Source organism: Hydrogenophaga aromaticivorans (genome assembly GCF_013387465.1).
Lineage (GTDB): Bacteria > Pseudomonadota > Gammaproteobacteria > Burkholderiales > Burkholderiaceae_C > Hydrogenophaga > Hydrogenophaga aromaticivorans.
The window spans coordinates 252,213-273,095 of record NZ_VYGV01000025.1; the positions used below are offsets into that span (position 1 = coordinate 252,213).

Annotated in this window: 26 protein-coding genes; 5 read left to right on the forward strand and 21 right to left on the reverse strand. The window is 67.2% G+C overall.

The genetic code is table 11. From position 1 onward, the window contains the following. Nucleotides 1–33: 33 nt before the first annotated feature. From modA to nifA, 21 genes are all read right to left on the reverse strand, one after another. A complete protein-coding gene (gene modA / locus F3K02_RS23335; RefSeq protein ID WP_177138494.1) occupies nucleotides 34–789 on the reverse strand; it encodes a molybdate ABC transporter substrate-binding protein in 756 nt (251 codons plus the stop codon). A 35-nt stretch (nucleotides 790–824) separates the two neighbouring features. Continuing rightward, the gene (locus tag F3K02_RS23340) at nucleotides 825–1,211 is read right to left on the reverse strand and encodes a NifB/NifX family molybdenum-iron cluster-binding protein (protein ID WP_177138495.1); all 387 of its coding nucleotides are present in this window, start codon (nucleotides 1,209–1,211) and stop codon (nucleotides 825–827) included. Nucleotides 1,212–1,240: 29 nt separating this feature from the next. Further along, nucleotides 1,241–2,065 (reverse strand): TOBE domain-containing protein, encoded by an 825-nt coding sequence (locus F3K02_RS23345; protein WP_177138496.1) that lies wholly within the window; start codon nucleotides 2,063–2,065, stop codon nucleotides 1,241–1,243. After that, nucleotides 2,062–2,451: a hypothetical protein gene (locus F3K02_RS23350; RefSeq protein ID WP_177138498.1), complete on the reverse strand. Its 390-nt coding sequence runs from the start codon at nucleotides 2,449–2,451 to the stop codon at nucleotides 2,062–2,064. Before F3K02_RS23350 ends, F3K02_RS23345 begins: the two co-directional genes overlap by 4 nt. 561 nt (nucleotides 2,452–3,012) lie before the next feature. Further along, nucleotides 3,013–3,384, reverse strand: coding sequence for a hypothetical protein (locus tag F3K02_RS23355; protein WP_177138500.1), 372 nt, complete (start codon nucleotides 3,382–3,384; stop codon nucleotides 3,013–3,015). 6 nt (nucleotides 3,385–3,390) lie between these two features. Then, on the reverse strand, nucleotides 3,391–5,001 hold the full coding sequence (locus F3K02_RS23360; protein ID WP_177138509.1) for a flavin monoamine oxidase family protein: 1,611 nt from the start codon (nucleotides 4,999–5,001) through the stop codon (nucleotides 3,391–3,393). 19 nt (nucleotides 5,002–5,020) lie between these two features. Then, nucleotides 5,021–5,317, reverse strand: coding sequence for a 2Fe-2S iron-sulfur cluster-binding protein (locus F3K02_RS23365; protein ID WP_177138511.1), 297 nt, complete (start codon nucleotides 5,315–5,317; stop codon nucleotides 5,021–5,023). A gap of 44 nt (nucleotides 5,318–5,361) precedes the next feature. Beyond that, the gene (locus F3K02_RS23370; protein ID WP_177138513.1) at nucleotides 5,362–6,198 is read right to left on the reverse strand and encodes an SIR2 family protein; all 837 of its coding nucleotides are present in this window, start codon (nucleotides 6,196–6,198) and stop codon (nucleotides 5,362–5,364) included. Between the two features lie 9 nt (nucleotides 6,199–6,207). Further along, nucleotides 6,208–7,371 carry a DegT/DnrJ/EryC1/StrS family aminotransferase gene (locus F3K02_RS23375; RefSeq protein WP_177138515.1) on the reverse strand — a complete coding sequence of 388 codons (1,164 nt, stop codon included), beginning with the start codon at nucleotides 7,369–7,371 and terminating at the stop codon, nucleotides 6,208–6,210. Nucleotides 7,372–7,374: 3 nt separating this feature from the next. Further along, on the reverse strand, nucleotides 7,375–7,635 hold the full coding sequence (locus tag F3K02_RS23380; protein ID WP_177138517.1) for a hypothetical protein: 261 nt from the start codon (nucleotides 7,633–7,635) through the stop codon (nucleotides 7,375–7,377). A gap of 5 nt (nucleotides 7,636–7,640) precedes the next feature. Next, a complete protein-coding gene (gene nifT, locus F3K02_RS23385) occupies nucleotides 7,641–7,865 on the reverse strand; it encodes a putative nitrogen fixation protein NifT (RefSeq protein WP_177138519.1) in 225 nt (74 codons plus the stop codon). A 30-nt stretch (nucleotides 7,866–7,895) separates the two neighbouring features. Continuing rightward, on the reverse strand, nucleotides 7,896–9,038 hold the full coding sequence (locus F3K02_RS23390; protein ID WP_177138521.1) for a cysteine desulfurase family protein: 1,143 nt from the start codon (nucleotides 9,036–9,038) through the stop codon (nucleotides 7,896–7,898). Then, nucleotides 9,035–9,379, reverse strand: coding sequence for a DUF3024 domain-containing protein (locus F3K02_RS23395; protein ID WP_177138523.1), 345 nt, complete (start codon nucleotides 9,377–9,379; stop codon nucleotides 9,035–9,037). The genes F3K02_RS23390 and F3K02_RS23395 overlap by 4 nt, the downstream gene beginning before the upstream one ends. Then, nucleotides 9,376–9,657, reverse strand: coding sequence for a nitrogen fixation protein NifZ (locus F3K02_RS23400; RefSeq protein WP_177138524.1), 282 nt, complete (start codon nucleotides 9,655–9,657; stop codon nucleotides 9,376–9,378). Before F3K02_RS23400 ends, F3K02_RS23395 begins: the two co-directional genes overlap by 4 nt. Further along, on the reverse strand, nucleotides 9,654–10,031 hold the full coding sequence (locus tag F3K02_RS23405; protein WP_177138527.1) for a nitrogen fixation protein NifZ: 378 nt from the start codon (nucleotides 10,029–10,031) through the stop codon (nucleotides 9,654–9,656). The genes F3K02_RS23400 and F3K02_RS23405 overlap by 4 nt, the downstream gene beginning before the upstream one ends. Next, complete coding sequence (locus F3K02_RS23410) at nucleotides 10,024–10,848, reverse strand: 4Fe4S-binding leucine-rich repeat protein (RefSeq protein WP_177138529.1); 825 nt, start codon at nucleotides 10,846–10,848, stop codon at nucleotides 10,024–10,026. Before F3K02_RS23410 ends, F3K02_RS23405 begins: the two co-directional genes overlap by 8 nt. Next, nucleotides 10,845–11,429 (reverse strand): hypothetical protein, encoded by a 585-nt coding sequence (locus tag F3K02_RS23415; RefSeq protein ID WP_177138530.1) that lies wholly within the window; start codon nucleotides 11,427–11,429, stop codon nucleotides 10,845–10,847. Before F3K02_RS23415 ends, F3K02_RS23410 begins: the two co-directional genes overlap by 4 nt. Nucleotides 11,430–11,439: 10 nt before the next feature. Beyond that, nucleotides 11,440–11,847 carry a HesB/IscA family protein gene (locus F3K02_RS23420; RefSeq protein ID WP_177138541.1) on the reverse strand — a complete coding sequence of 136 codons (408 nt, stop codon included), beginning with the start codon at nucleotides 11,845–11,847 and terminating at the stop codon, nucleotides 11,440–11,442. A gap of 198 nt (nucleotides 11,848–12,045) precedes the next feature. Then, complete coding sequence (locus F3K02_RS23425; protein WP_177138544.1) at nucleotides 12,046–12,240, reverse strand: 4Fe-4S binding protein; 195 nt, start codon at nucleotides 12,238–12,240, stop codon at nucleotides 12,046–12,048. A gap of 48 nt (nucleotides 12,241–12,288) precedes the next feature. Then, complete coding sequence (nifB, locus tag F3K02_RS23430) at nucleotides 12,289–13,887, reverse strand: nitrogenase cofactor biosynthesis protein NifB (protein WP_177138552.1); 1,599 nt, start codon at nucleotides 13,885–13,887, stop codon at nucleotides 12,289–12,291. A 472-nt stretch (nucleotides 13,888–14,359) separates the two neighbouring features. Then, nucleotides 14,360–16,036, reverse strand: coding sequence for a nif-specific transcriptional activator NifA (gene nifA, locus F3K02_RS23435; protein ID WP_177138656.1), 1,677 nt, complete (start codon nucleotides 16,034–16,036; stop codon nucleotides 14,360–14,362). A 336-nt stretch (nucleotides 16,037–16,372) separates the two neighbouring features. Here nifA and F3K02_RS23440 point away from each other — a divergent pair, with 336 nt between their 5' ends. The 5 genes from F3K02_RS23440 to hscA all read left to right on the forward strand — a co-directional run bounded on the left by F3K02_RS23440 (nucleotide 16,373) and on the right by hscA (nucleotide 20,869). Next, complete coding sequence (locus F3K02_RS23440; protein WP_177138554.1) at nucleotides 16,373–17,617, forward strand: IscS subfamily cysteine desulfurase; 1,245 nt, start codon at nucleotides 16,373–16,375, stop codon at nucleotides 17,615–17,617. A gap of 40 nt (nucleotides 17,618–17,657) precedes the next feature. Beyond that, entirely contained in the window at nucleotides 17,658–18,095 is a 438-nt protein-coding gene (gene iscU, locus F3K02_RS23445) for a Fe-S cluster assembly scaffold IscU (RefSeq protein ID WP_177138556.1), read from the forward strand. Nucleotides 18,096–18,131: 36 nt separating this feature from the next. Continuing rightward, nucleotides 18,132–18,509: an iron-sulfur cluster insertion protein ErpA gene (gene erpA / locus F3K02_RS23450; RefSeq protein ID WP_177138558.1), complete on the forward strand. Its 378-nt coding sequence runs from the start codon at nucleotides 18,132–18,134 to the stop codon at nucleotides 18,507–18,509. Between the two features lie 17 nt (nucleotides 18,510–18,526). Next, nucleotides 18,527–18,850 carry an iron-sulfur cluster assembly protein IscA gene (gene iscA / locus F3K02_RS23455; protein WP_177138560.1) on the forward strand — a complete coding sequence of 108 codons (324 nt, stop codon included), beginning with the start codon at nucleotides 18,527–18,529 and terminating at the stop codon, nucleotides 18,848–18,850. 141 nt (nucleotides 18,851–18,991) lie between these two features. Continuing rightward, the gene (hscA, locus tag F3K02_RS23460; RefSeq protein ID WP_177138562.1) at nucleotides 18,992–20,869 is read left to right on the forward strand and encodes a Fe-S protein assembly chaperone HscA; all 1,878 of its coding nucleotides are present in this window, start codon (nucleotides 18,992–18,994) and stop codon (nucleotides 20,867–20,869) included. Nucleotides 20,870–20,883 lie beyond the last annotated feature (14 nt).

A 20,883-nucleotide genomic window follows, 5' to 3' on the forward strand; every position in this document is an offset into this window, starting at 1 on the left:
GTTGTCATGGACGATCCTTTTGCGGTGAAAGCTTCAGAGTTCGTAACCATGGGAGCGGATCACCGCTTTGGCGGCATCGGTCTTGAGGTACTCCAGCAAGGCGGTGGCGGCCGGGTTGTTTTTGCCCCGCTGGAGCAGCACTGCGTCCTGGCGGATCTGCGGGTACAGGTTCGACGGCACCATCCAGCGCGAGCCCGGCGCGTACTGGCCGTCCTTGTAGATCTGCGACAGCGCGACAAAGCCCAGGTCGGCGTTGCCCGTGGCGGCGAACTGGTAGGCCTGGGTGATGTTCTCGCCAAACACCAGCCTGGGTTGCAGCGCCACGTCCACGCCCATCTGCTTCATGACTTCCACAGCGGCGGCGCCATAGACGGCGACCTTGGGGTTGGCAATGGCCAGGTACCGGAAGTTGCCGCCTTTCAGGACCTCGCCTTTGGCATCGACCAACCCGGGTTGGGTACTCCACAACACCAGTTTGCCGATGGCGTAGGTGAAGCGGCTCGTGGGCATGGCCAGGCCATCTTTTTCCAGGCGGATCGGCGTTTCGTCGTCAGACGAAACCAGCACCTCGAACGGTGCGCCGTTCTTGATCTGCGCGTAGAACTTGCCCGCCGTGCCGTAGGCCACCAGGGCCTTGTGACCGGTGGCCTTTTCGAAGGCGGGCGCGATCTTTTCCATCGGGCCGGTGAAGTTGGCGGCGACGGCCACCGAGACCTCGGCGGCCTGGGCCGCAGTCGAGAGCAGCACACAGCACGCGAGCAAGGAAGAGAACAAGGTCTTGGTGGTCATGGACAAGCTCCTGATGTTGAAAGACGGAAAGACTCTCAATGCCGCGAGAACAGGTCGCGCACCTTGCACAGCGCGGTGGTGACGTCAAAGCGCGTGTCGGGCAGCGCCTCACCGGCCAGCACCTTCTGCAGCGCGGCGCGCGGGTCGGTCTCGCCGGTCAGCAGCACCTGCGCGCCCCAGCCCGCCATGTGGCGCAGAAAGCCGTCGCCAGCGCTGCCCGCGATCAGCAGGTCCACGCCGTGCAGGGGGTGCGGGCCGTCGTCCTTGAAGTGGTGCGGCAGCTGTTCCTTGCTGAGCGCGATGCGCTGCGGCTCGGGCAGCGGCGCGTCGGGCCGGCAATCGAACAGCAGCCATTCGCGGGCCTGGCCGGCGTGGCCGCTGACCTGGCTCCATTCTTTGTGGGTAGCGATGGCGACTTTCATGAAAGGTCCTTGGCTTTTTGAAATGACGTTCAGTCGGTGGAGACGAGGAAGACGCTGGATGCCTTGAAGATCGCCGTCACCGGCTGGCCCACGGCGAGGCCCAGGCGCTCGACGCTCGGGTCGGTGACCACGGCGGTGAGCACGTGGTGGCCACCCGGCAGGTCCAGCGTGACCTCGGTGTTGACGGGCCCGTGGTGGATCTTCTGCACCAGGCCGCGGAAGCGGTTGCGCGCCGAGACGCGCGCGCCCTCTTCTTCCACCATCAACACGATGGACGAGGCCTTGACGAAGGCCAGCACGTCGCGACCTTCGGCCAGGCCCAGGTTCTGAACCGACTCATTGGTGACGATGGCGGTGAGCTCCAGCGACGGCCCCAGCTTCAGGATGACCTCGCTCTCGACCGCGCCGGAGCGGATGGCGCCGATGGGGCCGGCGAACTGGTTGCGGGCACTGGTTTTCATGGTGAGCCTCCGGAGGACTTGTCGGAATTCGGCGATGTCGGGTTCACCGTGCTGCGCCAGCTGGCCGCTCAGGCGCGCGAGCGCGGCCTGCGATTCCTGCTCCAGCGCGCGGTAGAAGGCGATCAGGCGGCGGCCAAAGGCGGTGAGCTCGCTGCCGCCGCCGTGGCGCCCGCCGGTGGCGCGCAGCACCAGCGGCTCGGGCGCCACGTTGTTCATGTCGTCCACCGCATCCCACGCGGCCTTGTAGGCCATGGGCACGGCCTTGGCGGCCTGCAGGATGGAGCCGTGCAGGGCGATGGCTTCGAGCAGGCGGATGCGCTTGTCGCCGAGGAAGCTGCCCATGGCGGTGTCGATCATCAGCTTGCCCATGAGGGGCTGGCTGGCTGAGTTCATCGCGGCATGCCCCGGCTGAGCGAGAGCCGGGGGATGACCGCGCCGGCGCCGAAGCGGTGAATCACTTTGTGGCTGGCGAGCCAGCGGTTGTCGGGCAGGCGCCAGGCGGTCACGGTCTCGGCGTAGACCGGTGCCTCGTAGAAGATCTCGTCGTCGTCTGATCGAAGTGCTGTCTGCACATAGCGGAAGGCACAGAAGCAGGCCTGGCCTTCTGCGTCGAGGCCGAGGCTGCGGTCGGCCACGATCTCGTGGTCCTGCTCGACGGCAAAGCTCACCGGCGCCACCACCAGCCCGACCAGATCGGAGGGCAGTTCCTCCATCCACGCCACCGTCTGGCCGCGCGCAGGGCAGGCGTTGGGTGGCCGGCTGTACAACGGTTGGGGCATGACGGGCTCCTGTATCGATCACGACATAACGCACGGGTCTTGCGACAGCGTTGTGTGCTTTGCTACACAACGGTCACGCCTGCGTGGCTTGAGAGCCTTGTTTGCAAAACGTGGGCCAGCTTTTGGAGGAGAACGCTTGTCTCTTTCTCTGTGCTTTTTTGGATGAGCGCAGATCTCGTTTGAGGCACCTCGCTGCTGCGGCAGGCGTTGCAAGATGTTGTGCTGGATATCTGCCGGTGGCGCGCCAACACCACTGTTTGCCATGGCGTGTGCGGGGAGGTCGTAGCGCGCCTGTGAGGCGCCGAGAAGCGCAGTGGCCGTGGCCGCGCGCGCAGCGCGCTTCGTCAACTGACTTGTCGCACTTGTTTGAGCGGAGAGAGCGCAAGCGAACGTAGCGAGTTGTGCGACGGGCCACGGTCGCGAGCATCGCAGGGAAGTCGGTGCGAAGCACCGACCGCCTCACCGAAGCGCTGCGGCCTGTCCGCACACGCCTTGGCACGCGAGGTCTTGCCAACGATATCTACGTTTCACCCGGATGGACCTGCGAACGCGTCAACGTCCTCAAGCCAGACTCATGCGAAACAGATCAGGCTGGCTCTGCCGGTACACCCGCAGCCACAGCAGCGTCGCGGGCACCAGCGACTGGCTGGCGAACCACAGGGCTTCGTCCAGGGTCTCACCGGGTGGGCCAGCGAGTTGCACTTGCATCAAGGCCCAGCCCGACCAGTCGAGCTCGGGCATGGTGGCGCGCTGCTCCGGCTCGATCTGCGCCACGCTGGCGGCCAGGGTGGCGAGCTGGCGCTGCACCTCGGCGCGCGTGAGGCGCGAACGCATCAACTCCTCGCGCGGCAGTTGTTCGACCAGGATCAGCACCGATTCGCAGGCGCTCTGGATCAGGCCCAACAAGGCGCTGTGCAGCATGGGTTGGCTCATGGTCTTTCAGGCGCTGCAGACCATGGGCTGGGCTTGCAGCAACCGGGCATTGAGCTCGATGGCGAACTCGCGCCAGGCGGCGGCCAGGTCGAGCGTGATGGCGCGTTGGGTCTCGGCGTCGGGAGTCTGGTCTTGCGCGAAATTCGACAAGGCGCACGAGCTGGCGTTGAAGGCCAGCGCGGCCTGCAGCAAGCCTTTGTTCCAACCCGCGAACGGGGCCAGCAGCTGCGGCGTGAGCGCGTGTTGCCCTTGCACCACTGCAGCGCCGGCGGCGTCGAGCGCGGGCAACAGGGCGTCGATCTGCGCCAGGCTCTCGCTGTAGACGCGGTCCACCGTCGCGAGCAGCGCGCGCTGCGTGAGCAGCTCGTGTTGCTGGCTGGAGAGCAGGCGCGTGAGGTGGCGACGGTACTGGTCGGGCGCGGCGGCGACCCTCGCAGCCACGCCTTCGGCAAAGGCCCGCAGTGCTGCTTCGCGGTCGTGGGCCACGGGCGCTTGGGGGTTGGCAGTGGGCACCTTCTGGCGCAGCAGCGCGTGGGCGATGCGGTCGGCCGCTTCGAGCGCGCCTTCCATGTGGCCCGCGCCGTGGGCCGCGGTTTCGCTGCCGCCCAGGAACACCCGGCCGCTCCACTGTGGCTGGCGCAGCAGCGGGTCGGCCAGAGGCGGTTCGGGCGGTGTGGCGCGGTCGGTGCCGCTGCAGGTCCAGGGCTCCAGCGCCCAGTCCTGCAGTTGCAGCCGGCCACTCTGCGCGGCCTGGCCATAGAGCTGCGCGAGCTGGCTTTCGATGAGCAGCGGCAGGCCGCGCTGGAAGTGCTCGCGCTGCGCCGGGTTCAGCGCCACGAAGCCGCCCAGTGCCGCGCCCTGGGCTTCGTCGCAGGCGTCGAACACCTCGCCGAGCACGGCCTGCGCGTGGCGCACGAAGGCGTTGCCCGACTGCCCGGCTTCGCGCCAGAAGGCGTGGTCAAAAGCGACCAGTGCCTTGGCGTGCGTCGCCATCCAGGTGGCGGTGTTTTCCATCGCGTCCCAGACCGTGGCAGGCAGGGGCGGGTCCAGCAGCATGCGCTGATGCACCAGGCGCGGTGGCAGGGCCAGCACGATCTGGCGCGCGCGCAACGGCGCGCCGGTTTCCAGCAGGATGTCGATGTGGGACCCACGGTCGCGCAGCACGCGAACTGGCTTGTTCAGCTGCAGGCAGCCCGCGGGCAGTTCGGCGGCGAGCGCTTCCACGAGCCGGGCCGCACCACCCTGGATGTGCCGCGCGCCAGCGTGCACACCGCCCTCTTCCTGCCGCCGTTCGGGTTGGCGGTTCGGGTCGGTGAGCCAAAGCGCGTCACCCGGGTCGTGCTGGGCCAGCGTGGCCAGGCCCAGCTCGCCGAGCAGCGCGCTGATGCGCGGCTCGGTCTCGGGCCAGTACCAGGTGGCACCCAGATCGAGCGCCTGGCCGGTCTGCGCATCGCTGCGGGTCAGCACCCGGCCACCGATGCGATCCCGCGCTTCGAGCAGGGTCACGCTCAGGCCGCGCGCGACCAGGCTGCGGGTGAGCGCCAGGCCACACAGGCCCGCGCCGACCACCACGACGTCGGCCACCTTGTGGGTGGGCAGATGAAGCAAGGCGGCCATGGTGGGTGCGCCCTGGGGCTCAGCTCGTCATGAGCAGTTCAATGGTCACCGGGTCTTCGCCGAGCACCGCCTGGCAGGCCAGGCGCGAGGCCGATCCGATACCGACCATGCCGTCGAGTTTTTCGTTTTCGAGCGGCTGGATGCGCGACAGGCTCTTGCGGCCGCTGGTGACGAAGACGTGGCAGGCCTCGCACTTGGCGTTGCCGCCGCATTTGCTCATGACCGGCTCGCCCACGCCGAGCAGGGCTTTGAGGAGGGTGGTGCCGGCGGCGACTTCGTAGGATTTGCCGGAAGGAAGGACGGTGATCGTGGTCATGGTTGTGGCCTCATGGCTGGTTGGGAAAAGGGAACCGGAAAGGGTCAGGCGAGCGCGGGTTGCAGCGCGTCGATCAGCGCCGCCGAAAAATCGGCCAGCGGCATGTTGATGCGCGTGATGCCCTGCTCTTCGAGAAAACGCGCTTCCATGCGGGTCGGCTCGTTGGGCAGCACGGCCCAGTGCAGGTCGCTGGAGCGCTTCATGATCTGGCGCGCGAAGCAGCGTGTGAGCTGGTCATCGAAACGGCAGCCGAGGAACAGGAAGCTGCGGCCGGTGCGCCAGGCCTGCACCGCCGCGGGGATAGGGGTCTGGATGTCGATCTCGGTCAGCACCTCGACGTAGTCGCTGTCGGACACCAGGTAGTTGCCGGCCGGGCTGTGGCCGCCCCAGGGCTTGTAGTGCGTGGGCGCCACCGGCAGGGTGTCGAGCGCCTTGCCCTGGGCGTCGTAGGCGCCGGTCCACTGGCCGAAATGTTCGGACTGCGACAGGCCTTGCACCTGGTTCCAGCCGCTGCCGCCGCGCACGCGGGTCAGCGCGTTCAGCATGCTGTCGTCGTACCAGGTGTCGACCCAGAGGCCGGCGTTGCTGCCCGCCAGGGCCAGCTGCAGGGCCGAGGGCTCGGGCGAGCTGGCAAAGGCCTCGTTCATCAGGTGCACGACGGACTTGCGGTGCTTGAAGTTCTCGATGAACTGGGCCGCCTGCGTCAGGCGGTTGCGCACCTTGTGCGGCACGCTGACCTTGGCCGTCATGAAGGTCGCCAGGTCCAGCGGCGTGGCCGGCACCTTGCCGGGTTCACACAGCGACAACATGTCCGGGCCCATGTAGGGGATGACGCTGCCGGCGTCGAGTCGGCGGGCGATGTCTTGGATCAGGTCGGTCATGGTGTTTCCTTAGAGGTAGATGGCGGCGCCGGCACCCACATTTGTGGCGGTGTCCTTGAGCGTGGTCACGATGTACTGCACCTGGACCGCGTCCATCTGGGTGTGCAGCGGCAGGGCCAGGGCGCGGTCGCCGATGCGGTCGGTGTCGCGCAGCAGGCCGCGCTGCTGGCCGATGGCAGCCGCCGCGTTCATGTAATAGAACTGCTGGTGCAGCGGGTGGCTGTAGGCGGCGGTCTCGATGCCGCTGGCCGCCAGGTCGTCCACCATCTGCGCGCGCGCGCTGGCGGTGAAGCGTTTGCCCAGGTGCACCACGTAGAGCATCCAGTGCACCTCGTCCACGTTCTCGGCCAGGTACGGCGGCTTCACGCCCTCGAAGCTCTGCATCTGCTCGTGGTACCAGAGCTCCACCTGCTTGCGCTCCAGCAGCCGGTCGTCCAGGCTGGCGAGCTGGGCCAGGCCGAGCGCGGCGGTCATCTCGCTCATGCCGGCCTGCAGCGGCACGCGCGAACCGACCGAAACCGAATGCCGGTCGCTCACGCGGCGCTGGCGCAGGTAGCGCAGTTCGTGCACCAAGGTGTCGTCGTCCGTGACCAGCATGCCGCCTTCGCCGGTGCACAGGGCCGAGGGCTGAGAGAAGTCGAACACCGACACGTCGCCGAAGCTGCCCACGGTCTGGCCCTTGTAGCGCGAGCCCAGGGCTTCGGTGCTGTCTTCGATCAGGGGGATGCCGTGCGCTTTCGCGAGCGCCCGCAAGGGGTCCCAGTCGGCCGGGTGGCCGTTGGTGTTGCCGGCCAGGATGGCGCGGGTCTGCGGCGTGATCTTGAGCGCGGCCTTCTCGGGGCTCAGGCAGCCGGTCCAGTAGTTGATGTCGGCGAACACCGGCGTGGCGCCCGCGAGCGTGATGGCCTGCGCCACCTGGTGCCAGGCGTGGCTGCTGCAGACCACCTCGTCGCCCGGGCCGATGCCCATGGCGCGCAGCGCGATCCAGGTGCCCAGCGTGCCGCTGCCCACCGCGACCGCGTGGCGCCGCCCGGCCCAGCCGGCGAAGGCGCGCTCGAACGATTCCAGCATGGGGCCATCGCCCCAGCGGGCCGATTCCAGCACGGCGGTGACGAGCTGGATCTCGCGCTCGCCGCACGCGGGCTCGTAGAGGGAGATGGCATCGATTTCCATTTTTTATTCCTGAGTGAGGATGAGCGCATCGGCTTCTTCGGGCGCCTCGGTCACGCTCCAGCAGTGGCCGTTGGAGGTGGCGAGGTAGACCTTGCGTGCGCCCAGCAGCAGCGCGGGTTTTTCGTCGCGCATGTCCATCGCATCGACCAGCACCACCTTCATCTCGGGGTGCTGGGAACGCCAGATCGAGGCCGCGTCGCGCAGGGTGGCAGCAGCGCCCACGAGTTCACCGGCGGCGCGCAGATGTTCGGTGCTGATGGACATGGCGTTCAGTCCTCAGAGACCGAAGAGGCCAGGCGGCGCGCTTCAACGGTGATGGGCAGCGTCGTGCCTTCGGGCATGACCGGCAGGTCGAGTTGCCAGCCGTTGGCCAGCGTGACCAGCCCACCCCACATGCCGGGATTCACCATGTCGACGATGGGCTCCTCCAGGTCTTTCTTGGGCACATAGGCGCTCAGCACACCTTTGGCATCTCGGCGGATCATCACTTTCATCATCGGCTCCATTCAGAAAGACACAAAAAATCAGGACTCAGTTGCAACGCTGAGCAAGGGTTCGATCAAAGCCGGCAAGCTGTTCAGCAGCAAGGCGATGTCTTCGGCGCGGGTTTCATCGCCGAGCGAAAAACGGATGGCGCACAGGGCCTCGTCGCGCGGCACGCCCATGGCGGTCAGCACGTGCGAGGGCTCGCTGCCGCCCGAGGAACAGGCCGCGCCGCTGGACGCCGCCACGTTCAGGCGCGAGAGGCGCTGCAGCACGACGTCGGCGTCCACCATGCCGAAACGCAGGTAGCTGGTGCCGGGCAGGCGCGGCACACCCTGACACCACACGTGCAGGCCGGGCAGTTCGGCCAGACCGCTTTCGAGCGCGTCGCGCAGGCCGGCCACGTGTTCGGCCTGCGACGCCAGATCGCCCAGGCGCTCCAGCGCGGCGGCCAGGCCGACGATGGCCGGCAGGTTCTCGGTGCCGCCGCGGCGGCCACGCTCCTGGCTGCCCGGCACCGGTGGAACGAAGGCCCGGCCCTGGCGCAGCAGCAAGGCGCCCGCGCCCTTGGGGCCGTGGAACTTGTGGGCCGAGAGCGAAACCGCGTCGGCCGGGTAGTCGGCAAAAGCGAACGGCAGCTTGCCGATCCACTGCGTCGCGTCCACGTGCATGGCGGCGCCGGCCGCGTGGGCCATCGCGGCGACTTCCGTCACCGGCATCAGCGCACCGGTTTCGTTGTTGGCCGCCATCAGCGAGACCAAGGCCAGGTCCGGCCCCATCAGGGCTTCGGCGGCGGTGAGGTCGATGCGGCCGTCGGGCGACACCGGCATGAAGTCCACGGGCACGCCCTGCTCGGTCAGCGAGCGCGCCAGGCGCAGCAGGGCCGAATGTTCGACCGCGCCGATCAGCAGGCGCTGGCGGCCCTGCGCCCGGGCCGCCGCGAGCAGGCCAGTCAGGGCCATGTGGTTGGCCTCGGTGGCGCCGCTGGTGAAGATGAGTTCGCTGGTCTTGCAGCCCAGGGCCCTGGCCGCGGTGGCGCGCGCCGCACCGAGCACGCGCTTGGCGTCCTGCCCCGGACCGTGCTGCGACGAGGCGTTGGCCCAGGCGGTGACAAACACCGGCCCCATCGCATCCAGCACCTCGGGCGCGGGTGGTGTCGTGGCGTTGTGGTCCAGATAGATCATGGCCAGAAGCAACGTTCGCTGTCCAAGCAGAGCAAGTCCAGCAAGGGTTCGATCTGGTCGGCCCGCTCCTTCTCGACCCAGGCCTGCTGCTGATGGTCGCGCGCGCACAGCGTCCAGCAAGGGTGCTCGCCCACGGGCGGCTTCAGCAAGGCAATGGCGATGGTGCCGCCGCTCGGGTCCACGTTGCGCGAGCAGCAGGGGCTCTCGACCCGGTAGCCATCCTCATCCATGAAAACCTGAGGCTGCACGAAGCGGTAGCGCACGCGTTCCTTCAGCGCCCGCTCCAGGCGGTGCAGCGTCAGGTCACGCGGCGGGTTGCGCGCTTCGGGGACAGCGTTCATGCGGCCTCGTCTTCGGTCTCGGGCAACAGGCCGGCCGGTGCGGGCACGAGTTCGATCTCCATGCAACCGACCACGCAGCCGGGGAACTGCACCAGGTAGACCGGCTCGTTGAGTTCCTGGGCGTGGCCGATGTTGACGATCTCGCCCACCGTGCCGCGCGCGGCCAGCAGGGCGTCGGGTTCGCGCTCGGGGTAGCTGCCGTCGTTGATGAGGTCGTCCAGCGCGATCACGCGCTGGCCCCAGGCGTAGACGGGTTCGCGGGGTTCAATGCCGTTCATGGGGCCTCCGTGGCGGTGGTGGTGTCGGTGCGGGTGGGTTGACCGAGGGTGGTGATGGACGCGGCCTTCTCGCCGAGCTGTGCCAGCACCTCGTCGGGCAGGTTGTCCAGGGTGCAGAGTTCCTTGGCGCGCATGCCGACGCGGTGGCCGGATTCGACGAAGTCGACGGCGTAGATGTAGAACTGCTGCAGGAAGGTGTTGATGTTGATGACGTAGCCGATCTCGCCCTTGTTCACCAGCACCTCGCCGATGTCCTTGCCGTTGTAGGTGCCGTCGTTGCGCACCACCGAGCGCGCGATCACGCGCTCGCCGTACTGGAAGCGCGGGGGAAAAGCGAGTTCGATCTCGGCATCGTCGCGGTTGATGTCAGCCATGGGGCACTCCCGGTACCAGTGAAAGGGCCTGGCGCGGGTCCTGGCGTTCGAGCACGCACTGGCGCACCAAGGGGTCATCGTCCTCGCGCAAGGGGTCGAGCAGGGACGGGTCGGCGCGCTGCGCCACTTCCCAGCGCACGCGCCAGTCGGTGTCGGCCATCAGGCGCGGCAACAGGGGCGCGGGCAGGCGCTCGGCAACGGTGCGGCGCACCTCGGGCGACTTGTCGCTGAGCAGGATCAGCAGCGCCGGCATCTCCAGGCGCTGCGCCACGATCAGGCGCACGGCGCGGTCCGGGTCGCGCGCCATGGTCGGCAACAGCGCCAGCGGCAGGCGCCGCGCCACCCATTCACGCACGCCGTAATCGGTGTCGTTGCGCATGGCGGCGAGTTCGGCGGTTTCCAGGCGCTGGGCGACGCGGATGCGCACCTCGCGGTGCGGGTCGTGCGCCATGCGGCCGAGCAGCTGCTGCGGCAGGCGCAGCGCGATCTGCAGGCGCACGGTTTCGTCCGGATCGTCCATCAGCGAGGCCAGGCGGAACACGTTGGCGTGGCGCGCGGCAATGGCGCGCACCTCGAAGTACGGGTGGCCGAGCTGGCGGTCGCCCTGCTCCGGGTGCCAGCGGAAAAAGCGGTCGATGCGGCGCGCGTACACGTCCTGCATGCAGGCGTGGCCGGGTTCGCAGCCCTGTTCAGCCGGGCGGTCGCGCAGGGCTGCGTATTCGCAGGCGCTGCAGTCCACCGGGCCGCCCTGCCAGTGCGAGGCCTCGATGTCGCCAGCGGGGGCGCGGGTGCCGATGAAGTCGCTCAGGGCGTTCATAACTTCGCCCCGTTTCCGCTCCAGCTGCGCACCGGGTAGGCGCTCAGCGGGTCCACCGCATCGGGGGTGTCGGCCGCTTCGCGGCGCGCGAGCACGTGCGAGAGCAAGGCACCACCGAGGTGGTCTTTCGGGTCGAGCTGGCGCAGCGCAGCCAGCATCAGGCGCGCTTCGTCGAAGTCGCCCAGGCGCAGGCTCAGGTAGGCCAGCCCCTTGAGCGTGAACAGGTAGAAGCGCACGGCCGGGTCGTGGCGCAGGGCGTCGTCGTCGGGCGGCTGGTCGCCGAAGTTGGGGCCGAGCGCGGCGCGCGCGATGGCCAGCGCGTCTTCGCCGACCGCGCGGGCCTTGTCCAGCGCATGACCATAAAAATGAAACCGGTAAAGCGCGATCAAGGGCCCGGGGTGGCTGGGCGCCAGGGCACGGGCCCGCTCCAGCAAGGCCAGGGCTTCATCGCTCTGGTCGCGCTTCAAGCCCGCTTCCTTGATCAGTGCATCGACCTCAGGGCTGACCGCGCCGCCGATCGCACCGGCGCCGAACGCGTCGAGCGCGTCGTCCAGCCCCAGGTTGACGACGGCGGCGTTCATGTCCCGTGCTTCAGGAGGCCAGTGTGGCCGGACGGCCGCGCCCGATGGCGCCGATCTCGATCTTGGTCACCCCCACGATGGGCGCGCTGTCGCTGGAGGCGCTGCTGCAGCCGCAGGCGGCCTGGTTCGGGTTGGTGAAGGTCAGGCCCGATTGGGTCGGCGTGTCGGCGAAATCGACGATCACGCCTTCGAGCATCAGGCGGCTCTCGGCCCCCAGGAACAGGCGCAGACCTTCGATCTCCAGCACCTGCTCACCGGGGCCGGGTGCGGCCTCGGCGCTGAACTCCGAGCTGTAGCCCGAGCAGCCGCCAGGCGAAACCGCCAGACGAAAACCCGCACCCGCCGGCAAGCCGGAGAAGCGCACGATGCGCGAAATGAACTTGACGGCGGCGGGCTTGAGGACGATGTTGGGCAGCATGGTGGTGGTCTCTGGTTGTCTCGGTGAATCGGTGTGACAGCAATGTTTCGGGCGATGCCCGAAGCGAGTTGCAAGCCCCAGGGCTAGCGAAGCGAAGCCCCCTCCAGGGCACCCGCGGAACCGGCTTTGCCGGGCCGCCAGGTGCGCCCCCTTGAGGGGGGATGCGGCTACGCGCAGCGAGCAAGCAACGGGGGCGCTTCAGATCTTGACGATGCAGCCATCGACCGGGCAAACGGCGACGCATTGCGGCTCGTCGTAGTGGCCTTCGCAGTCGGTGCACTTCTTGGGGTCGATGACGTAGGTGCCGCCTTTTTCGCGGATCGCGACGTTCGGGCACTCGGGTTCGCAGGCCGAGCAGGCGGTGCAGGTGGACGCGATGATCTTCATGGGCATGGTGGCTCTCCTTCTGGGGACGTCGTGGGGGATGGGATGGGGTTGGTGTCAGGCGGCTTCGGCGAGGCCGCCGGTGAAAGCGCCCTGGCGGATCTGCGCGTCGCCGCGCGGCTGGTGCGCGATGGCGCCGCTGGCGATGCGGCCGCGGTAGTCGTTGAACCACTCCAGCGCGGCCTTTTCGATGAACTCGCCGACGTACTGATCGACCGGTTCGACACCGGCGGCCAGCAGCTCGTCGCGCGGGCAGGCGCCGATCTTGGCGACCAGCACGGCGTGGCAGTCGTTGATGGCGTTGACCACCGAAGGCAGCTGCTCGTCATCGCCGTGACCGCCCTGGCAATACAGGTCGACGCGGCGGTGGCCGACAAACAGGGCCTGCGCGGCCGAGACTTCAAACACCTGGAACTCGGTGACGTGGCCGAAGTGCTCGTTGACCCGACCACCGCCCTTGGTGGCGACCGCGACCAGCACCTTGAGCTCTTCATCCACTCCGATGGCCGTGGCCGCGGCCAGGGCTTCGTGTTTGGCGGCCTGTTGCGCCTGGCGCTCGACCTCGACCTTGTCCTGGTAGCTCTTGCGCTTGTCCAGGTCGTAGACCACTTCCATCTGCTCCAGCTTGTCGAGCGTGAACTCTTCCGAGCGGTCTTCGCCCAGCAGGCCCACCGCGTCGGCGCGGCACTGGCGGCAATGGCGCATCAGGTTGGCGCCGCCCATGCAGGCGTCCTGCACGGCTTTCAGCTCGGAAGCGGTTGGGCCACGCTGGCCGGTGAGGCCGAACACCGTGCCGTGTTCGGCTTCGGAGATCAGCGGCATGATGTTGTGCAGGAAGGCGCCGCGCTTCTTCACTTCGCGGTTCACCTCGATCAGGTGCTCGTCGTTGATGCCGGGGATCAGCACCGAGTTGATCTTGGTGAGCACGCCGCGCGCGGTGAGCATTTCCAGGCCGAGCATCTGGCGCTCGTGCAGGATCCTGGCGGCCTCGTAGCCGGTCACGCGCTTGTGGTTCCAGAAGATCCAGGGGTAGATCTTCTCGCCCACGGCTGGGTCCACCATGTTGATGGTGATGGTCACGTGGTCGACGTTGTATTTGCAGATCTCGTCGACCTGATCCGGCAGTGCCAGGCCGTTGGTGGACAGGCAGAGCTTGATGTCGGGCGCCTGCTCCTGCAGCATGCGGAAGGTCTCGAAGGTCTTGGCCGGGTTGGCCAGCGCATCGCCGGGGCCGGCCACGCCGAGCACCGTCATCTGCGGAATCTCGCTGGCCACGGCGACGACTTTTTTCACGGCCTGTTCGGGCGTGAGCTTCTGCGAGACCACGCCGGGGCGGCTCTCGTTGCTGCAGTCGTATTTGCGGTTGCAGTAGTTGCACTGGATGTTGCAGGCCGGCGCCACGGCCACGTGCATGCGCGCGTAGTGGTGGTGGGCTTCTTCGGAATAGCAGGGGTGGTTCTTGACCTTGTCCCAGACTTCCTGGGGCATGTCGTCGGGACCGTCGGAGGTGCCACAACTGGCTTTTCCCTCACCGCCGGAGGTGCCACAACCACCACCGGTGGCGGGCAGTTCGGGCGTGGCGCCCAAGGATTTGATCTGGCCGATGCCGATGTAGGTCTTGGCCGGCAATGAACCACTGGCTGCGCTGGTTTGCATGGGAACCCTTTTCGCGTCCGACACTTGGCCGCATGGGGGACCTATAGCCAAATCCGTGCCACCGGAAATCTTGTTTTAAATCAAGTAACTGGCGTCTTTTGTCGGTTGTCGCAGATGCCACAGGAGCCACATCTTTTGGGAGGTGTTGCGTCTGGCTTGCGACAAAGACCACACATCGGTTGCATGCCGCTGGCGCAGTTCAGGGACTTGGGCAAGGCTGGGAAAAAGAGGGGAAGTCAAACTTCGGTTCCGCCCACACGTTCGCAGACGTGTCGGGTGGCTGCGGCGGGGCGCCGCAGAGGATTCGCGCATGCCACAGAGCCTCGCCCACCAGCCCGGTTTTCACTCAGACCCAGCCGACTGAAGCAGCACATCTGCGCGAGCGCGAAGGCGACCCGCCGCGGACGCCCGGCGCGTTGCCCGCGCAACCGAATGGCGCCAGCAAAAGCAGCCCGAAAACCCTACAAAGAGTTCAGAACTTCCGAACCTCAATGCCATGCTTCTGCAAGGCATAGCCCATTTGGCGCGGTGAGATCTTGAGCAGACGCGCCGCCTTGGCCTGCACCCAGCCACTGCGCTCCATCGCCCAGACCAGGCGCTCGCTTTCACCTTCGGGCTTGCCATCGGCGACGGCGGTCGGCGCGGCGACGGCGACCGGCTCGGGAGAGACCTCGGTGGGTGCGGGCAAGGCGGTGTCGGCCCCGGCGGGCCCCATCGGCCGCTCCTGGATCGGAATCTCCGTCAGGCGGCTGGGCCGCACCGCGTCTTCGCGGTCGATGTGGTGCAACACCTGCGTCAGGCAGCGGTTGCCCTGGCAGGGAAAAGCCAGGTCGGTGATCACGTCGCTGTGCGCCATGGTGGCGGTGCGTTCCACGCAGTTCTCCAGCTCGCGCACATTGCCCGGCCAGTAACAACTGCTCAGCACCCGCATCGCCGCCGGGCTGAACTGGGTGGTGCGTGCGTTTTCGCGGTTGAAACGGTCGAGAAAATGTTTGGCCATGGCCGGGATGTCTTCGCGGCGCTCGCGCAGCGGCGGCAGCTGGATGCTGACCACGTTGATGCGGTAGTACAGGTCGGCGCGGAACTCGCCCGCCTTCACCATGCGCTCCAGATCCCGGTTGGTGGCGAGGATCAGGCGCACATCCACCTTCACCGGCGTGCCGCCCCCCACCCGCTCGAACTCGCGCTCCTGCAACACGCGCAGCAGCTTGGCCTGGAACGAGGCCGAGATGTCACCGATCTCGTCCAGGAACAGGGTGCCGCCGTGCGCCATTTCGAAGCGACCCTTGCGCTGACCCTGGGCGCCGGTGAACGAGCCCTTTTCATGGCCGAAGAGTTCGCTCTCCAGCAGCGACTCTGTCAGCGCCGCGCAGTTGACGCAGACAAAGGCTTCGCGCTTGCGCGGCGACAGGCTGTGGATGGCCCTGGCGATCACTTCCTTGCCGGTGCCGCTCTCGCCGCGCAACAGCACCGTCGTGCGCGCCGGCGCCACCTGGTGCACCTGGTCAAACACCTCCAGCATGGGCGCCGAGGTGCCCACCACGTGTTCGATCTTGCTGCCGCTCTTGAGCGCCTTGGACATGCGGCGCACCTCGTCCTGCATGCTGTCGTGGGCCGCGCTGACACTGCGGTGCAACAGCAGCGCCTGGCCCATCAGCGTGGACACCATCTTGAGCAACTGCAGGTCGTCACCGAAGTTGCTGCGGGTCTGCGGATTCAGGTAATCGACCGCCAGCACGCCCACCGTGCGCCGGTCCGCCCGGATCGGCGTGGCCAGCATGGCGACACAGGCGCCCGGGCTCTGGTCGGCGCCGCCGGTGCGGTTCAGGAACAGCGGCTCGGCACGCAGGTCGGGCGCCGAAAACGGCATGCCCGTGGCATAGACCCGGCCCACGATGCCTTCACCCGGCAGGAACTTCAGGCGCTGGCTTTCTTCGTGACTCAGACCGACAGCGCACAGACCGTGCAGCTCGGCCGAGCCCGGTTTGGACAGCACGACAAAGGCACGGCGCCAGTCCAGTGCCTGCAACAAATAGTTAAGGGCTTCACGAAAAGTTTTGTGGACATCCAACGAGGTCGCGAGCGTCTTGCTGATCTCGTAGATCACGTTCAATTCACGCCGCGCTGCGGTCATTTGTGTGTTCATCACCATGGTGCGCTCCGGGTAGGTGCAAGGCAGGACCTGATACAGGGCAGCGCCGCCCCTGGCGTGGCCGGTGAGCACCAACGCAGGGATTTCTGACGCAGAAAAGCCACCTCCTGACGCGCTCTCATGCAAGAAGTGAACCAGTAACTTGGTGGTGTGCGCCGTTGATCGTTTGGCTTCACGCTTTCCGACAAACCGAACAGTGCTATTCCATCGTGCGGCGCATGGCGCGAACAAAACCAACAAAGCGAGCCGAAAAACGTGGCGAACAGGCAACAAATGGCATGGCACCGAAATTGCGGAATGCGCTGCGGCCCACCCAATTTTCTGGAGTCATCCATGTCGCTCAGCAGCCGAGATCCCGCCCCCGCCCGTGCCGCCGCCAGCGTCTACCTCGACTACGCCGCCACCACCCCGGTGGACCGCCGCGTGGCGAACAAGATGATTCCCTATCTGACGGAGCTGTATGGCAATCCGGCGAGCCGCTCGCATGCGTTCGGCTGGGCCGCGGACGAGGCGGTGGAGCTGGCGCGCGAACAGGTCTGCTCGCTGATCAACGCCGACCCGCGTGAGATCGTCTGGACCTCGGGCGCCACCGAATCGAACAACCTCGCGATCAAGGGCGCGGCGCATTTCAACCGCGCCAAGGGCAAGCACCTGATCACTGTCGCGACCGAACACAAGGCGGTGCTCGACAGCATGCGCGAACTGGAGCGCGAGGGCTACGAAGTGACGGTGCTGCAGGTGCTGCCCAGCGGCCTGCTCGACATCGCGGTGTTCGAAGCCGCGCTGCGGCCCGACACCGTGCTGGCCTCGGTGATGATGGTCAACAACGAGACCGGCGTCATTCAGGACATCGCCGCGCTCGGCGCCATCTGCCGCGCCAAGGGCGTGGTCTTCCACGTGGACGCCGCCCAGGCCGCCGGCAAGGTGGTGATCGATCTGGACGTGCTGCCGGTTGATCTGCTTTCACTGTCGGCCCACAAGATCTACGGCCCCAAGGGCATCGGCGCTTTGTACGTGCGCCGCAAACCGCGCGTGCGCATCGACGCGCAGATGCACGGTGGTGGCCACGAGCGCGGCATGCGCTCGGGCACGCTGGCCACGCACCAGATCGTGGGCATGGGCGAGGCCTTCTGGCTGGCGCGCGAAAACATGGCCGCCGACAACGCCCGCATCAAGACCCTGCGCGACCGCCTCTGGGCCGGCTTTCAAAAGATGGACTGCGTGGTGCTCAACGGCGACGAAAGCCAGCGCGCCGTGCAGTACCTCAACTGCAGCTTCAACTACGTCGAAGGCGAGTCGCTGCTGATGGGCATCAAGGGCGTGGCGGTGTCGTCGGGCTCGGCCTGCACCTCGGCCAGCCTGGAGCCCAGCTACGTGTTGCGCGCCATGGGCCGCAGCGACGAGCTCGCGCACAGTTCGGTGCGTTTTTCCATCGGCCGCTTCACCACGGTTGAAGAGATCGATTTCACGATTGCCCAGGTCACCGAGGTCGTGAACCGCCTGCGAGCCATGAGCCCGCTGTGGGACATGGTGCAGGCCGGCATCGACCTCAGCACGATCCAGTGGTCCGAGCATTGATCACGCCCATCTTTGTCACACACCCTCCCGGAGCAACACCATGGCCTACAGCGAACAAGTCGTCGATCACTATGAAAACCCTCGCAACGTGGGCGCCTTCGACGCCAACGACGCCAGCGTCGGCACCGGCATGGTCGGCGCGCCGGCCTGCGGCGACGTGATGCGCCTGCAGATCCGCGTCAACGCCCAGGGTGTGATCGAGGACGCCAAGTTCAAGACCTACGGCTGCGGCTCGGCCATCGCGTCGAGCTCGCTGGTCACCGAGTGGGTGCGGGGCCGCACGCTGGACGAAGCGCTGGCGATCAAGAACTCACAGATCGCCGAAGAACTTGCCCTGCCGCCCGTGAAGATCCATTGCTCCATCCTGGCCGAAGACGCGATCAAAGCGGCCGTGGCCGACTTCCGCTCGCGCCAGGCCACCGGCGAAGCCGCCACCCTGGTGTCGGAGCAGCCCGCCTGCGCCTCCAGCACGCGCTGAAACCCACCCCTGTCACACACCACCGGAGTCACCACCATGCAAGTTGCTGCCGCTGCCTCAACCCCCGCCGACCCCATCGCCATGCCGCCCATGCTGGAGTTCACGCCAGCGGCCGCGGCCAAGGTGGCTGAACTGATCGTCGAAGAGGGCAACCCCAACCTCAAGCTGCGCCTGTACGTGACCGGCGGTGGCTGCTCGGGTTTCTCGTACGGCTTCGCCTTTGACGACCAGGTCAACGAAGACGACACCCTGACCGTGACCGCCGGCGTGGCCCTGGTGGTCGACGCCATGAGCCAGCAGTACGTGCTGGGCGCACGCGTCGATTTTGAAGACGGCCTGGAAGGCTCGCGCTTCGTGATCCACAACCCGAACGCTGCGACCACCTGCGGTTGTGGCTCCTCCTTTTCAGTCTGAACCCTCAGGAGATTTCCATGCAGGTCAGTCTCACCCCCGCCGCCGCACGGCACGTTGAAAAATCGCTGGCCAAACGCGGCAGCGGCATCGGCCTGCGCCTCGCGGTCAAGACCAGCGGCTGCTCGGGCTTTGCCTACGCACTGGAATTCGTCGACGCCCTGAACGCCGACGACCAGTGCTTCGAGACCCAGGGCACCAAGCTCATCGTCGACGCCAAGAGCCTGGCCATGCTGGACGGCACCGAGCTTGACTTCGTGCGCGAAGGCCTGAACGAAGGCTTCAAGTTCAACAACCCGAACGCGAAAAACAGCTGCGGCTGCGGCGAGAGCTTCGCCGTATGAAACACCTCTCCGCATCCCTCTGCGAGCGCAGCGAAGCACGTTCCAGGGCACCCGCGGAACCGGCTTTGCCGGGCCGCTGGGTGCGCCCCCTGGGGGGGATTCGGCTACACGAAGTGAGCAAGAAACGGGGGGTACGTTGACATGGCTTTGCTTCAAATCGCTGAACCCGGACAAAGCGCTGCCCCCCACCAGCACCGCCTGGCCGCGGGCATTGATCTGGGCACGACCAACTCCCTGATTGCGAGCGTGAAGAGCGCGGTGGCCGCGTGTCTGCCCGACGAACACGGTGCCATGCTGCTGCCGTCGGTGGTGCGCTACCTGGAAGACGGTGCCACGGTGGTCGGGCGTGAAGCCCAGGCCCAGCAGGCCATCGATCCGCACAACACCATCGTGTCGGTCAAACGTTTCATGGGCCGCTCGCTGGCCGATCTGAAAGACGCCGCCGCCCTGCCCTACCAGTTCAAGGACGGTCCGGGCATGGTGGGCCTGCACACCGTGGCGGGCGAACGTTCGCCGGTGCAGGTGTCGGCCGAGATCCTGAACACGCTGCGCCAACGCGCCGAAGCCTCGCTGGGCGGCCCGCTTTCGGGTGTCGTGATCACCGTGCCCGCCTACTTCGACGACGCGCAGCGCCAGGCCACCAAGGACGCGGCGCGCATCGCCGGCCTGAACGTGCTGCGCCTGCTCAACGAGCCCACCGCCGCGGCGATTGCCTACGGCCTGGACCAGCAGGCCGAAGGCACGTTCGCGGTCTACGACCTCGGCGGCGGCACCTTCGACATTTCCATCCTCAAGCTCACACAAGGCGTGTTCGAGGTGCTGTCCACGGGCGGAGATTCGGCCTTGGGCGGTGACGACTTCGACAGCGCCATCGCGGCCTGGTTCTGCGCCGAACACGGCTTGGACGGCGTGGCCGCGTTGCCGCCTTCGCAACAGCGCGCCCTGCTCACGGCCGCGCGCGCGGCGAAGGAAAAACTCTCCAGCCACGACAGCGCCGAACTCTGTCTCACGCTGGCCGATGGACAGTCGCTGGCGGCCATCCTTTCGCGCACCCAGTTCGCCACGCTGGGTGCGCCGCTGATCGCGCGCACCCTCAGCGCCACCAAGCGCGCGCTGCGCGACGCCCAGCTCAACACCGCACTGATCACCGGCGTGGTGCTGGTGGGCGGATCGACCCGCATGCCCATCGCCCGCGACGCGGTGCGCGACTACTTCGGCCTCGAACCGCTGGCCGATCTCGACCCCGACCAGGTGGTCGCCATCGGTGCGGCCCTGCAGGCCAACGTGCTCGCCGGCAACGGCAGCGGCGACCAGTGGCTGCTGCTCGACGTCTGCCCGCTCTCGCTCGGCATCGAGACCATGGGCGGCCTGGTGGAAAAGGTGATTCCGCGCAATTCCACGCTGCCCACGGTGCGTGCGCAGGACTTCACCACCTTCAAGGACGGCCAGACCGCGATGTCGCTGCACGTGGTGCAGGGCGAACGCGAGTCGGTGGCCGACTGCCGCTCGCTGGCGCGATTCGAGCTGCGCGGCCTGCCCCCCGCGGTGGCCGGCGCCTTGCACATCCGCGTGAGTTTCCAGATCGACGCCGACGGCCTGCTATCGGTCAGTGCGCGCGAACAGAGCAGCGGCATCGAGGCCCACATCGAAGTGAAGCCGAGCTATGGCCTGGGTGATGAACAGATCGCTTCCATGCTGCAGGACGCGATCGCGGCCTCTCAGTCCGACATGCGGCTGCGAGCGCTGCGAGAGGCCCAGATCGATGCGCGGCGGCTGCTGGACGCGACTGAAAGCGCGCTCGCGGAAGACGGTGGACTGCTCAGCCCCACGGAAATCGAAGCCATCCACCAGGCCATGTACGCAGTGGCCGACCGGCTGGAGACCGAAGCCCCGGTGGACGAGCTGCGCCTGAGCACGAACGCGCTCTCCGCCGCCACCGACGCCTTTGCGGCGCGTCGCATGAACGCGTCGATCCAGAAGGCCCTGGCGGGCCGCGCCATGGACAGTTTGATGCCTTAGCAACCCAGCAACAG

Excerpts from the sequence above, each read along its gene's own strand:
- iscA (WP_177138560.1), top strand. The coding sequence starts at position 18,527 with ATGCAGGTCAGTCTCACCCCCGCCGCCGCACGGCACGTTGAAAAATCG.
- F3K02_RS23420 (WP_177138541.1), bottom strand. The coding sequence starts at position 11,847 with ATGCTGCCCAACATCGTCCTCAAGCCCGCCGCCGTCAAGTTCATTTCG.
- F3K02_RS23395 (WP_177138523.1), bottom strand. The coding sequence starts at position 9,379 with ATGAACGCTGTCCCCGAAGCGCGCAACCCGCCGCGTGACCTGACGCTG.
- F3K02_RS23410 (WP_177138529.1), bottom strand. The coding sequence starts at position 10,848 with ATGAACGCCCTGAGCGACTTCATCGGCACCCGCGCCCCCGCTGGCGAC.
- F3K02_RS23345 (WP_177138496.1), bottom strand. The coding sequence starts at position 2,065 with ATGAACTCAGCCAGCCAGCCCCTCATGGGCAAGCTGATGATCGACACC.
- F3K02_RS23370 (WP_177138513.1), bottom strand. The coding sequence starts at position 6,198 with ATGACCGACCTGATCCAAGACATCGCCCGCCGACTCGACGCCGGCAGC.
- erpA (WP_177138558.1), top strand. The coding sequence starts at position 18,132 with ATGCAAGTTGCTGCCGCTGCCTCAACCCCCGCCGACCCCATCGCCATG.
- F3K02_RS23365 (WP_177138511.1), bottom strand. The coding sequence starts at position 5,317 with ATGACCACGATCACCGTCCTTCCTTCCGGCAAATCCTACGAAGTCGCC.
- hscA (WP_177138562.1), top strand. The coding sequence starts at position 18,992 with ATGGCTTTGCTTCAAATCGCTGAACCCGGACAAAGCGCTGCCCCCCAC.
- F3K02_RS23415 (WP_177138530.1), bottom strand. The coding sequence starts at position 11,429 with ATGAACGCCGCCGTCGTCAACCTGGGGCTGGACGACGCGCTCGACGCG.
- F3K02_RS23405 (WP_177138527.1), bottom strand. The coding sequence starts at position 10,031 with ATGGCTGACATCAACCGCGACGATGCCGAGATCGAACTCGCTTTTCCC.
- nifB (WP_177138552.1), bottom strand. The coding sequence starts at position 13,887 with ATGCAAACCAGCGCAGCCAGTGGTTCATTGCCGGCCAAGACCTACATC.
- F3K02_RS23390 (WP_177138521.1), bottom strand. The coding sequence starts at position 9,038 with ATGATCTATCTGGACCACAACGCCACGACACCACCCGCGCCCGAGGTG.
- nifT (WP_177138519.1), bottom strand. The coding sequence starts at position 7,865 with ATGAAAGTGATGATCCGCCGAGATGCCAAAGGTGTGCTGAGCGCCTAT.
- F3K02_RS23360 (WP_177138509.1), bottom strand. The coding sequence starts at position 5,001 with ATGGCCGCCTTGCTTCATCTGCCCACCCACAAGGTGGCCGACGTCGTG.
- F3K02_RS23400 (WP_177138524.1), bottom strand. The coding sequence starts at position 9,657 with ATGAACGGCATTGAACCCCGCGAACCCGTCTACGCCTGGGGCCAGCGC.
- F3K02_RS23350 (WP_177138498.1), bottom strand. The coding sequence starts at position 2,451 with ATGCCCCAACCGTTGTACAGCCGGCCACCCAACGCCTGCCCTGCGCGC.
- F3K02_RS23355 (WP_177138500.1), bottom strand. The coding sequence starts at position 3,384 with ATGAGCCAACCCATGCTGCACAGCGCCTTGTTGGGCCTGATCCAGAGC.
- iscU (WP_177138556.1), top strand. The coding sequence starts at position 17,658 with ATGGCCTACAGCGAACAAGTCGTCGATCACTATGAAAACCCTCGCAAC.
- F3K02_RS23380 (WP_177138517.1), bottom strand. The coding sequence starts at position 7,635 with ATGTCCATCAGCACCGAACATCTGCGCGCCGCCGGTGAACTCGTGGGC.
- modA (WP_177138494.1), bottom strand. The coding sequence starts at position 789 with ATGACCACCAAGACCTTGTTCTCTTCCTTGCTCGCGTGCTGTGTGCTG.
- F3K02_RS23440 (WP_177138554.1), top strand. The coding sequence starts at position 16,373 with ATGTCGCTCAGCAGCCGAGATCCCGCCCCCGCCCGTGCCGCCGCCAGC.
- F3K02_RS23340 (WP_177138495.1), bottom strand. The coding sequence starts at position 1,211 with ATGAAAGTCGCCATCGCTACCCACAAAGAATGGAGCCAGGTCAGCGGC.
- F3K02_RS23375 (WP_177138515.1), bottom strand. The coding sequence starts at position 7,371 with ATGGAAATCGATGCCATCTCCCTCTACGAGCCCGCGTGCGGCGAGCGC.
- F3K02_RS23425 (WP_177138544.1), bottom strand. The coding sequence starts at position 12,240 with ATGCCCATGAAGATCATCGCGTCCACCTGCACCGCCTGCTCGGCCTGC.